This window comes from Pedobacter sp. PACM 27299, assembly GCF_001412655.1.
Taxonomy (GTDB): domain Bacteria; phylum Bacteroidota; class Bacteroidia; order Sphingobacteriales; family Sphingobacteriaceae; genus Pedobacter.
In genome coordinates this window covers 5,306,380-5,318,251 of the sequence record NZ_CP012996.1, presented here as the reverse complement: position 1 = coordinate 5,318,251, position 11,872 = coordinate 5,306,380, and the positions used below count along the sequence as shown (strand labels likewise).

13 protein-coding genes are annotated in these 11,872 nt (G+C 39.9%); 7 read left to right on the top strand and 6 right to left on the bottom strand.

Annotated elements, in window-relative coordinates; genetic code table 11:
* Window positions 1-49: 49 nt before the first annotated feature.
* Together AQ505_RS22285 and AQ505_RS22280 are read right to left on the bottom strand one after the other, a co-directional pair.
* Window positions 50-652 (bottom strand): TetR/AcrR family transcriptional regulator, encoded by a 603-nt coding sequence (locus AQ505_RS22285; protein WP_062550205.1) that lies wholly within the window; start codon window positions 650-652, stop codon window positions 50-52.
* Window positions 653-843: 191 nt separating this feature from the next.
* Complete coding sequence (locus AQ505_RS22280; protein ID WP_062550204.1) at window positions 844-1,362, bottom strand: OmpA family protein; 519 nt, start codon at window positions 1,360-1,362, stop codon at window positions 844-846.
* Window positions 1,363-1,466: 104 nt separating this feature from the next.
* Between AQ505_RS22280 and AQ505_RS22275 the strand changes: the two genes are divergently transcribed.
* Window positions 1,467-2,810, top strand: a complete 1,344-nt coding sequence (locus tag AQ505_RS22275; protein ID WP_062550203.1) for a deoxyguanosinetriphosphate triphosphohydrolase — start codon at window positions 1,467-1,469, stop codon at window positions 2,808-2,810.
* Between the two features lie 66 nt (window positions 2,811-2,876).
* On the opposite strand, the gene AQ505_RS22270 is transcribed toward AQ505_RS22275, so the two are convergent.
* Together AQ505_RS22270 and AQ505_RS22265 are read right to left on the bottom strand one after the other, a co-directional pair.
* The gene (locus AQ505_RS22270; protein ID WP_062550202.1) at window positions 2,877-4,433 is read right to left on the bottom strand and encodes a protein adenylyltransferase SelO; all 1,557 of its coding nucleotides are present in this window, start codon (window positions 4,431-4,433) and stop codon (window positions 2,877-2,879) included.
* A gap of 284 nt (window positions 4,434-4,717) precedes the next feature.
* Entirely contained in the window at window positions 4,718-4,942 is a 225-nt protein-coding gene (locus AQ505_RS22265) for an ArsR/SmtB family transcription factor (protein ID WP_231634961.1), read from the bottom strand.
* Window positions 4,943-5,112: 170 nt separating this feature from the next.
* Between AQ505_RS22265 and AQ505_RS22260 the strand changes: the two genes are divergently transcribed.
* Complete coding sequence (locus tag AQ505_RS22260; protein WP_157262523.1) at window positions 5,113-5,706, top strand: hypothetical protein; 594 nt, start codon at window positions 5,113-5,115, stop codon at window positions 5,704-5,706.
* Between the two features lie 88 nt (window positions 5,707-5,794).
* Window positions 5,795-6,751, top strand: coding sequence for a TIGR01212 family radical SAM protein (locus AQ505_RS22255; RefSeq protein WP_062550200.1), 957 nt, complete (start codon window positions 5,795-5,797; stop codon window positions 6,749-6,751).
* Here the strand turns inward: AQ505_RS22255 and AQ505_RS22250 are convergent.
* A complete protein-coding gene (locus AQ505_RS22250) occupies window positions 6,730-7,212 on the bottom strand; it encodes an SRPBCC family protein (RefSeq protein WP_062550199.1) in 483 nt (160 codons plus the stop codon). The genes AQ505_RS22255 and AQ505_RS22250 overlap by 22 nt on opposite strands.
* Window positions 7,213-7,541: 329 nt before the next feature.
* On the opposite strand from AQ505_RS22250, the gene AQ505_RS22245 reads away from it, so the two are divergent.
* From AQ505_RS22245 to AQ505_RS22235, 3 genes are all read left to right on the top strand, one after another.
* A complete protein-coding gene (locus AQ505_RS22245; RefSeq protein ID WP_062550198.1) occupies window positions 7,542-8,918 on the top strand; it encodes an ammonium transporter in 1,377 nt (458 codons plus the stop codon).
* A gap of 107 nt (window positions 8,919-9,025) precedes the next feature.
* Complete coding sequence (locus AQ505_RS22240) at window positions 9,026-10,045, top strand: porin (protein WP_062550197.1); 1,020 nt, start codon at window positions 9,026-9,028, stop codon at window positions 10,043-10,045.
* Between the two features lie 105 nt (window positions 10,046-10,150).
* A complete protein-coding gene (locus tag AQ505_RS22235; RefSeq protein ID WP_231634960.1) occupies window positions 10,151-10,831 on the top strand; it encodes a DUF4468 domain-containing protein in 681 nt (226 codons plus the stop codon).
* On the opposite strand, the gene AQ505_RS22230 is transcribed toward AQ505_RS22235, so the two are convergent.
* A complete protein-coding gene (locus AQ505_RS22230) occupies window positions 10,832-11,305 on the bottom strand; it encodes a ribonuclease H-like YkuK family protein (RefSeq protein ID WP_062550196.1) in 474 nt (157 codons plus the stop codon).
* A 322-nt stretch (window positions 11,306-11,627) separates the two neighbouring features.
* Here AQ505_RS22230 and AQ505_RS22225 point away from each other — a divergent pair, with 322 nt between their 5' ends.
* Window positions 11,628-11,846 (top strand): hypothetical protein, encoded by a 219-nt coding sequence (locus AQ505_RS22225; RefSeq protein ID WP_062550195.1) that lies wholly within the window; start codon window positions 11,628-11,630, stop codon window positions 11,844-11,846.
* The last annotated feature ends 26 nt before the right edge of the window (window positions 11,847-11,872 follow it).

Below are 11,872 nucleotides of genomic sequence, written 5' to 3'. Positions count from 1 at the left end.
TCCAATCTTGATCAGCGCTAATCTTGATGTACCTGTGCTTATAGGTCTTCTATTTTTTTATTCCTTTAAATATCAGTGAAACCAGAAACTTAATGTCCTGAAGACTCTGCGTATAGTCAATTTCCGTCTCCCCTTTTAAAATCGCCTGCTGCTCCACACTGTGTTTCAAAGCATCGGTCAGATTGATCAATACTGAAGCTGTGTTTTCCAAATCTGTCATGTACACCTCTCCATCTTCCACTGCTTTTCCTAATAATTGGGTGACAAATACTTTTTCCCTTTTCATCAGGGCATTGTATAACTCAAAAAAACGAGGCAGTATCTTGTTCAGCGTATCTACAGATACACGGTTCATGTTCAAGACGTTCTTATAATAGTTAAACCTCGATTCCAGATAAAAAGCAATCCGGTTTTCTATCCCTTCCTTAAGCAAGGTGGTTTCCTGCAAAGAGTTGATAAAATCCTCTCCTTCTTTGAGCGCTACCTCAATAAATATGTCCTCTTTATTCTTGTAATAATAATATAACGACGCTTTATTAAGCCCAACTGCCTGTGCGATATCATCAAGTGTAGTCTTGTCTAATCCGAATTTTGCAAAGCATTGCATGGCTGATCTTCCGATCTTTTGTTTTACCAGTTCTTTTTTACTCATGTTCCTTACCTTAAAACTATAAACATATTTTCAATAATCCAAATGTTTTAACAAAACGTTTGAAAATTGAAAAAAGCTTGTACATTGCTGTAAACTTAAAGTATTCAGGGGAATAAGAAAAAGGATTTAGTAGAAAATAGAACAGCGGGAGAGAATCCCCCGCTGCAAATAAGAAATGATCAGAATGGATCTTATGATTTTAACAGGACGATTTCTACCCTTCGGTTCTGCAATCTTCCTTCTTTAGTTTTATTGTCGCCAATAGGTTTGGTGTCACCAAGACCAGCAGTTTTAATCCGGTTTGCCGGAATCCCCTGACTCACCAGGAAATTTTTTACAGATACAGCACGCTTTTCTGATAACCATTGGTTATAAGTTGCCGTTCCCGTTTTATCAGAATGTCCTGCAACCAGAATGTTAGTCGCCTGCTCATCTTTGATGACATTGGCTACTGCCAAAATTCTCTTTTTTGCCGCTTCACTTAAATAAGAAGAGTTGGTAGGAAACAAGACTTCAGAGCTGAAGGTGAATTTTAAGCCCTCATCTGTGCGTTCAATCTGATCCTCAGGAAGATCTTTTTTCATTTTATCCAACGCTTTGTCTGTACTTTCTGCTACAGGAGCTGGGGTAGTTACAATCGTCTTTTTTGTCTTACAAGAAAGGGTAACGGTAAGCAATAATGCTAAAATCAGGGTTGTTTTATGTGTCATTAAGAAACGAAATTAACCGTAAATATAGCCATTAATCAGGCGATTATTCCTTTACCTTTGTATCAAGTTTAAGATAACCAGGAATTAACAATTTAATCCATTATATGAATTGGGAAAAATTATTGTCGGCAAAACGCTGGGGAAATGAAGATAGATTTGCAGGAAATCAAAAGGAAGCCAGGTCAGAATTTCAAAGAGATTACGACCGGATCATCTTCTCTTCTCCTTTTCGCAGATTGCAAAACAAAACCCAGGTATTCCCACTTCCCGGGAGCGTATTTGTTCACAACAGACTAACGCATAGTTTAGAAGTAGCCAGTGTGGGCCGCTCTTTAGGTACTATATTCTATAATAAATTCAAAGCTCAGGAATCTGATGTAGATGAAACCTGTCCATTGCTGTGCGAAATTGGCAATATCATCGCCTCCGCCTGCCTCGCCCATGATTTAGGAAACCCTGCTTTCGGTCATTCCGGAGAAGCGGCAATCTCCCATTATTTCACCAATGGTGATGGAAAAGTATACCAGGAGCAAGTCAGCGAAGCCGAATGGGAAGACCTGATTAACTTTGAAGGAAATGCCAATGCATTAAGAATCTTAACCCACCAATTTGCCGGAAAAGGTACCGGAGGCTTTGCGCTGACTTACGCGACATTAGCGGCAATCGCTAAATATCCTTGTGCCTCACTTGCAGGACACAACAAAGAAAATATCTACACCAAAAAATATGGTTTCTTTCAATCAGAACAAAGCGGCTTTGAAAAGATTGCAGAAGAAATGGAACTGATGAAAGTGCAGGACGAACCAATGGTCTACAAACGTCATCCGTTAGTATACCTGGTAGAGGCCGCCGACGATATTTGCTACAATATCATCGATCTGGAAGATGCCCATCGCCTCAAAATTCTTTCCTATGCAGAAGTAGAGACCTTGTTAATCCCATTATGTAACGACCCTAATTTACCCGCACGTTTAGCAACCATCGAAGATGACGATGCTAAAATTACCCTGATGCGTGCAAAATCGATCAGCACACTGATTGGCTTATGCTCAAATGTGTTTTACGAACAGCAGGACGTAATATTGAATGGAGATTTCAACCAGAGCCTGATGGATGCAATAGAACAGCCCTTTCTTTCTGTAATGAAAGAAATTGAAAGGGTTTCCTATAAAAAGATTTACAATTACACCTCGGTAGTTCAGATAGAGGTGGCCGGCTATAAAGTAATGGGTGGTTTATTAGAAGAGTTTATTCCTGCCTATTTGCAAAATGAGTCAAAATACCATAAAAAACTGGTGGAACTGATTCCAAAACAGTTCCTAACTCAGGAAACGGATACTTACACTAAAATTCAATCCGTATTGGACTTTATTTCTGGGATGACAGATATTTATGCGGTAGAGTTGTTTAGAAAGATCAAGGGAATCTCATTTCCTTCAATGAGCTAATCATTTTTTAGGATTGATTCCCATCACCAGAATAAGCATGGGAATCAATCTTTTTACAGCGGAAAACTAAGAACTGCAGGATAAAGTGGCACTGCCAGGCTGTTCATTTGCCCATTGTGGCCTCAATGCAAAAAACTCATCATGAGCTTTTGAATAGGGATCACTTAATGCAGTCTGTAATCTTTTGAAAAGCCCATCATCTCCTTTTTCAAGTTCATAGATCGCCTGGTATAATAAGTAATTTCGTAAGATAAACCTTGGATTGCTGGTCCGCATTTTTGATTGAGCATCTCTTCTGGAAATGTTATTTTTTGCCAGACGTTCCTGATAAGTAAGGATGTTATTAACCAATAGTTCCTGTTCTATCTCTGATAAATCATGGTATAAAGCGCTATCAAAATGAGCGCTGATATCAGCAGCCGATATTAAATCCTCAGGAATTTCCCCTAACAACTGATAGAAAATAGTCATGTCTGGTTGCAGGTTGGCCAGTAGATTTTCGAAATCATCAATCAAGCCAATATCTCCATCAGAAAGGTCATCAAATCCCATCTTGCTGGCTTTCATCGAATAGAATTTCTCATAGAAAATCGGACCAAAGCTTTCCACCGCACTGATCAGCTCTTTTGGATCTTCGAATAAAGGAGAGATCGCATTGGCCAGACAACTCAAGTTCCAGTATGCAATGGAATGTTGTTTACCATAAGCATAACGAAGTCCCGGATGATCTGTAGTATTCGGGCTAAAATTCAGGTCATAAGCATCCAGGAATGAGTAAGGTCCGTAATCTATCGTCAAACCAAGAATAGACATGTTGTCTGTATTCATTACTCCATGTACAAATCCTACTCTAAGCCATTCCACCACCATAATGGCGGTGCTTTCCATGACTTTTTTGAACCAATTTAAGGTTTTATCAGGACCTGTAAGTTCCGGATAGAACTTTTCAATGGTCCAGTCGACTAGTTTTTGTAAGTTTTCATATTCTTTTCTGGCTGATAACATTTCAAAGTTGCCGAAGCGTAAAAAACTAGGAGCAGCACGCATCACAATCGCACCTGGTTCTGGAGCCGGACGGCCATCATAAAACATATCTCTCATCACCAGGTCACCTGTCGCCACCAAGCTTAAGGCTCTGGTGGTAGGTACGCCCAAATGGTACATCGCCTCGCTCATCAGGTATTCCCTAACCGAAGACCGTAATACCGCTCTGCCATCTGCACGACGAGAGTAGGGGGTAAGACCGGCACCTTTTAACTGCAACTCCCAGGATTTACCGTCTGGTAGCGGCCATTCGCCAAGGGTGATCGCTCTGCCATCGCCCAATTGCCCTGCCCAATTTCCAAACTGATGCCCTGCATAACAAGCAGCATAAGGTTTCATGCTGGCATTAATCGCGTTACCGCCAAGAATGTTCAGGTCGTTCTCATTTGGCGCTTCGATACCTAACTCCGCAGCAAGATCTCCGGTCCATGCCAATAGTTTTGGCTGTTTAACCGGGCTGGGTAAAACCCTGCTATATAATACTCCTGGAGTCTGACGGGGCTGCGGATTGCCGCTTTGATCGCCCTCAAAAGCTTCAGTAAAATCATTGACAAATTTATGGGTGCTCAGGTGCTGCATAGGTAATTCTGAATTTTACGTTGATGACAAATATCAGGTTAATTCAGGAATTACCGCTCAGCACTTACATCTGAACTAAGTAATTTTTTTTGCCTGATGAAGTTATTAAATATATCTATATGTATAGATGTTAATACATATAGATATATAATTACCTGTCTTTTCTCTTTATTCTTTCTTTTATTTTTGGTTTTCATTTTTAAGCGATTCCAGGTACTGGTCTAGTTTCTCGAATTTTTGCAGCCATTTTTTTTTGGATTGCTGTACCCAATCACACACTTCGTTCAGTCATTCCAAACGGGCTTCGCAATATCTTTCCCTTCCTTTTGAGTAACCTCAACCAGACCACACTCCGTCAGGATCTGAATGTGTTTGGATATGGCCTGTCTGCTGCTAGCGAAACTCTCTGCAATGGCGTTTAGGTGCATAGGGCCCCCGGCAATTTTCTCTATAATCTGCCTGCGTGTAGGGTCGGCTATGGCTTGAAATACATCTCTTCTAATGATCATAATGCAACTATATGGTTGCAGATATAAATGCAATCTAGCCTAGGGTCTTTTGGATTTATGGTTGAGGAGAGAGGTGCTGCTGATCTGGCATCGGCTACTCTTTTCTCTTTGTTGGGAAAGACAGGGTTAAACTCTTTGTGTTTTATACCTTTGCCAAAAAAGAAATCCTGATGAAGATATTGAACCAGTTTGTATATGTATATAAGTATGTATTCCTTTTATCTAAATATCTGATGCTATGGTCGCTGTTATCGACGATCAGCATTTCAGCTCATGCCCAGGAAGTCATAGATTGTGAAAAGACATTAGACCAGGAACCTTATTTTGTAAAACATAAATCTGGGGAGAAAGATCAGGCCTTACAGCGGGATATTGAAATCCTGAAACGATGCGGTAATTTTAACCCGGTAGATAGTGCTTTTCTTAAAGGTAATATGCTGGGGATGTTAATGCTGCAGGAGGTGAGAGCTGGAAAACCCGCTACTTACCGTACGATTGTAGATTTCTTTCAAAATTTTAGGAAGACTGCCGAGTACAAGGATTTTTCTTATGGATTAGCATTGTATCGGAAAATAGCAGAGAAGAAAGTGAACCTGCAGGATTGGCCAGCAGATCAGGAGCTGTTTGTTAGGATGGGATTTACCATCAATGACCTGGAGGATTTCAAAATTTTCATCTCGCGCCCCGAGCATGCGGAGCTGAATTATTTGCAGGTTTTCTCTAAATATATGAACGAGATTGAAGGGATGAGGGTTGATAAGTAGAAGATCGAATAACCCATCAAAAAATTACTCCTAACCTGAGAAAAGGTATTAAAAATAAAAGCCGTACTTTTGTGAAAAATTAAAGCAATTGGGAACTCTACTGGACTTAGGAATAAAGGGATATAATAATTACGGAACGCACTTGAAAGAGAAGTATAAGGGGCAGCGTGTATTCAAAGTAATCGTTGATGGTGGTTTTACCTGTCCAAATCGTGATGGCAGTAAAGGTTATGGCGGTTGTACCTATTGTAACGTAGATTCATTTACACCAGAGCTTTCCAGGAAACTGCCAACTATCCGTGAGCAGCTGGAACAAGGGATAGAAAGAGGGAAAGGTTTTTATAAAGCAGATAAGTTTATTGTCTATTTTCAGCCTAATACCAATACCTATGCACCAGTACATTATTTAAAAATGATGTATGATGAAGCGCTTTCTATCAATACGGAAGACGTAGTTGGTTTTTCTGTAGGAACCCGCCCGGATTGTATAGATGCCGAAAAAGTAGCCCTTTTGGAAAGTTATGCAGATCGTTACGATGTGGATTTAGAAATGGGAATGGAGTCTATTTATGATGAGACCCTCAACCAGATCAACCGTGGCTGTAGTCATGCGGAATTTGTAGCTGCAGTTAAATTGCTGGACAACTCCAAGCTTGACCTATGTGTTCATACTATTTTTGGTTTCCCTTGGGAAACAGAGGAAATGATGCTGGGTTACATTCATGAAATTAACAAATTTCCTAAAATCAAATTCGTTAAATTCCACCACCTTCATGTAGTAGAAGGATCCATCATGGGTGCGAAATATAAAAAAGAACCTTTCAAGCTTTTCAGCTTAGAAGAATATACAGACTTCCTTTGTAAGGCAATTCCATTGCTGCGTCCTGATGTAGTGATTCAGCGCTTATTTGGAATTTCTGATTGGGATTTGTTGATCGCGCCAAACTGGGGATTAAACAAATCTGCTATTCAGACTTATATCGATAAAGAAATTGAACGCAGAGGAGTAGTGCAAGGATCTGCTTATATTCCGGTAGTGGAATAATCGCCAAATAGTTCGATCACTTTCTTCTTTCTAAACTCAAAAATTTGCTGTAATTGTGCAGCGACAAATAAACCATTGGCCATTTGTCCGAAAATGCCCATAGGCATGCCATACGTCAAAATGTCGTTCATCTCCACGCCGCCTTCTATCGCAGTAAAGTGATGCTGGTGATGCCAGAATTGATATGGCCCAAACCGCTGCTCATCTATAAAGTATTCCTGATCTTTTACCTGGGTGATTTCTGTCATCCAGTTCAGCTTGATGCCCAATAATGGAGATACCTTATAAGTAATGATCATTCCTGGATACATTTTTTCCCTTAATTGCGGTTCAGAAGTAACCTCAAAGGCCATTTCTGTCGGAGTGATCTTCGCTAAATTCATCGGAGAAGAGAAAAAATCCCAGGCTTCCGCAAGATTAATTGGTAACTGCTGACTAAACTTTAAATGGTATGCTTTCATCGTATAGCTAAGGTACGGTTTTTCTCTATTTCCGGTTTTTATCTCTTAAAATTCTTTAAATCAATTTATTTTTATCTGTTTTTCTATTTTTAGTGCTGTTTATTTTGAATATTTCAATTTCAAATGAGTCTTTTGTTGTGTATTTGTGATTTTTCAATTTATTAACCTAAATTATTGGTGCTTTTATTTGTTTTTTATTGATTTTTTAAGAATTTATACAACGTTTTTGTTATTTTATTGTCTTTTTATTTCGGATAATTCTATTTATTCCTTAGTTTTATGAAAAATAAGCTAAAAAAATCAAATTTAAATCTTAAAAACCGAGCGTTATGGCCAAAATTTTATTAAAACAGGTGGGACCTTTTGCAGTTTTAGCAATAATTGCAATTTTAGCCCTTTTTGTACCCCTGCATCCGAACTTTGATGAGGGAAAATACAATTCTTCAGATATTGCATTCATTTTAGTGGCTACTGCTCTGGTATTTTTGATGACTCCAGGTCTTGCATTCTTTTATGGAGGTATGGTTCACCGTAAAAACGTACTTTCTACGATGATCAAGAGTGTGGTTGCCGCAGGAGTGATCAGCGTTTTATGGGTAACCGTTAGCTTTAGTCTGGCTTTTGGTGAAAGTATTCATGGATTAATCGGAAATCCATTGACCTATTTGTTCTTTCAGGGCGTAAACTCCGGACCATCATGGAGCCTGGCGCCAACCATACCTTTAACCTTATTTGCACTTTTTCAATTGATGTTTGCGATCATCACTCCAGGCCTGGTGGTAGGCGCTGTTGCTGAGCGTATTCGTTTCACTTCATACATCCTATTTATTGTGCTGTTTGCACTCTTTGTCTATTCCCCATTAGCACATTGGACATGGCATCCGGAAGGCATCCTGTTTAAAATGGGTGTGCTCGATTTTGCTGGCGGTACCGTCGTACACATTTCTGCTGGTATGGCTGCTTTAGCAGGTGCCTTAGTATTAAAAAGAAGAAGAAGTCACCAGGACCATCAGGAAGTTCCACCAGCAAATATTCCTTATGTACTGATTGGTACTGGCTTGCTATGGTTCGGCTGGTTTGGTTTTAATGCAGGTTCTGCATTAGGCGCAAATAGTTTAGCGGTTTCTGCATTTGCAACGACCAACATCGCTGCCGGTGCAGCAGGATTATCCTGGATGTTTTTCGATGTAGCCAGAGGTAAAAAGCCTTCCGTACTTGGTTTCTGTATCGGTGCTGTAGTAGGTTTGGTCGCCATCACACCTGGTGCTGGATTTGTGAGCATTCCCTCCAGTATTTTTATCGGAGCAGCAGCTGCAGTAGTCTCTAACCTTGCGGTAGTTTGGAAATCAAAAACCAGTTTGGATGATACATTAGACGTATTCCCTTGTCATGGAGTAGGTGGTATCGTTGGAATGCTGCTGACCGGCATATTTGCAACAAAAACAGTAAATGCAGGTGGTGTAGATGGCTTGTTATATGGAAACCCGGCATTTTTCTTTACCCAGCTGAAAGGTGTGCTCATCGTAGCGATTTTTAGTTTCGTCGTTTCCTTCCTGATCTTCAAACTAATCAATGTTGTTCAGCCAATCCGTGTGACTTCTGAAGAAGAGGAAGCAGGTCTGGATGCTAGTCAGCATGATGAGAAATATTTCCAGGGTACTTTAATTGTGGCCGCCACAGGAGTAGAAATCGACAACGTTGATTAATCATGTCCCTTGCAAATCACCATTAAAAATACGGTTGCCTATGTAATATTACCCCAGTACAAATGCTTTAACTCATTATTGATTCTATACCTCAAACCAACCAAACCATGAAACTGAAATCAATTTTTACCACTGCATCACTGTCCTTCGCTTCCTTTTCTTATGCTCAGGAAGCACCTTTGCAGATTTCCGGATCTGTCGATACCTACTATAAGTATGATTTTTCGAAACAACCTAACATCGGAACCAGCTTTGCCAGCGACCAGAACTCTATCTCCCTGGGTATGATAGATCTGGCGCTAAAGAAGACTACAGGAAAAGCTTCATTTGTTGGTGAATTGTCTTTTGGACCACGAGGACAATACCAATCTTTAATCAATGGAGACGGAACTGACGACAATTCCTTTCACATTCAGAATTTATATGCCGCTTATGCTTTTACAGATAAGTTTACAGTAACGGCTGGATATATGGGAACATTTATTGGCTATGAAGTGATCTCTCCAACAGGAAACTATAATTATTCGACTTCGTACTTGTTCACAAGCGGGCCTTTTCAAAATGCAGGAATCAAAGGAAGTTATGCTTTTTCAAGTAAAGTAAGTTTGATGCTGGGCTTGTTCAACGACTGGAATGTGTACAAAGACCTGAATGGTGTGTCGCATGTGGGTGGGCAATTAACAGTAAGCCCGGTAGAAGGTTGGACGGCTTACCTGAATGTATTGTCTGGGAAATCAGCGGGAGCAGTAGGTACAGGGACAATCCTGGATTTAACCACGGCTTATCAGGTGACGGAAAAAGTGAAATTGGGTTTGAATGCCGCTGATTACACCGTAACCCATGATGGGGGAGGTTATACCGGAGCTGCATTGTATGCACAGAATGCATTTACTTCTGCATTTTCTTTAGGACTGAGGGGAGAATATTTTAATTGGAAAGGAACAGGGGAGGAGAGCGATGAGCACATTGCAGCGCTTACTTTATCAGCTAACCTGAAATCCGGCGGACTTACTTTTATTCCTGAGGTTCGTTTTGATGATGGATCTACGCCAATGTTTGTGAAAAAGAACCTTAACCCTTCTAAAAATGCCTCGCAATTTTCTCTGGCAGTGGTTTATGCTTTTTAGTCTTCGTTAAATCAATATAGGAGGTTGTTTAAATCAGATTTTACGTGCTGTTTTAAGCAGCCTTCTCCCTTTTTAACTAAATTACCCTTCTTTAAAAATGTGCTTATGAAATTAGCTGCAATAGGAGTGTTGTCTTTTGTTGGAATGACTGGCGTTTTTGCGCAGGAACTCAAAGAAAAACAAAAATCGGATCAAAAGGAGATCTACTCCCCACAAAATACAAAAAAAGAGCAATTGCGAGCTCCAGCAAAAACTGAAGAAGAACTGCCATTAGACGACAGAGGAAAATACATCTATTATGAAGTGATGATCCGAAAAGGGAAAACAAAAGAAGAACTCATTGAATTAGCGAAAGCATATTTTAAAAGTGAGTCAGCTCCTAAAGTCAACCTTCTGGAAAAGGACTCCCTTTATACCGGAAAAGGGAAATTCATCATCAATAAAACAGCTTTTGTATTGACTCGCCCTTCCGGAGAAGTTCGCTATCAGCTATACCTGGATTTTAAAGAAGGTAAATATCGTTTTTGGTTAACTGATTTTTGCTTTATTCCTTATCAGCGGGATCGTTATGGTAATTTTGTTCCTGCAACTTCGATAGGACTGCCATTAGAACAAAAACCGGGAAAATTAAATGCAGCAGAATGGACTGCCTACCTTAAAGCAACGACAAAAGAAGCACAGGAGTTTGCCGCTCATTTAAAGCAGGGTATGTTGGCGGATACCCCAATAATTAAACCTGCCGCAAAAGCGATTCCGGTACAAAGCACAAAAAATCAAAAATGGTAATTAGTGTACCATTTTATCCGCACAGGTAGAACTGGCAAAAGCTTCAGGCTTAGCCTTGAAGATAAAGCCCATACTTAGAATGTAACCCATCGCCTCATTTAAAGCTTTGTTAGACTTAAACATGGGATTGGTATTGATGTCTGCATGAACCTCCAGATCCACATCGTACAAGTCCAGTAAATCACAAACGGAATAGGCCGTTTCAATAGATTTTTGTACCTCTACCAGCATCCTTTCCTTGATGCTCATCTTCTGTGGCGTTTTTTCCTGATGGATGTACATGAAACCTCCATGGTTTTCCCTCAACAGGACAATGACAGTCGCAAAATCAGTGAGGGGCCCTTTTACCTGTGAGTCTGTACCGATACAGACCTTCAGGTGGAACCCTTTTTCGGTCTCCCTGATGATGGCTTGTTCTACTTCTTCTAAAATCGACGTGTGAATCACTTCGCCGCTAAATTTCTTCCAGGTCATACGTTATTGGTGTTAAATAAACAACCCGTATTCAGGTTTCTTAAAAATAAGTGGATTAAATTAAATAACCATTAATTCTATGTGGTTTAATTGTCAACAAACACTTAGTTTTCAACAGGTTGTGTGTTATGTGTGGTTAAGTAAGGGTGGAAAGATGTCTTACAGCTAGCTGCTGGCGCTTTACAAGAGGATTCAGAATACTTAAAATCAGCTGCCTTAAGACAAAAAATGAAAACCCTTTCTTTTCATTTTTGTTATAATATTTCTTCCCTAAGGGTCGTTTCCTATAGAAGAACAGGTTATTTATCTAAATATAAGCATTATGAAAGCAGAATTGATTAATGAGTTTTATTTACTACAGCAAAGCATGGCTCCTTTTGATTATCGTGAGAAAATTGAGGAGCAGGTTTATGAACCTCTAAAGAAAGCAAATCATAAAATGACCTCCTGGATCTATAGACGAGGGAAAATGCTGATGACCCTGGATCGGAAGATGAACAGCTCCATGAAGCACTTGAGAAGAAAATACCTGAAGGTTTAATCCGAATTTTATATTTCGCAGCATTA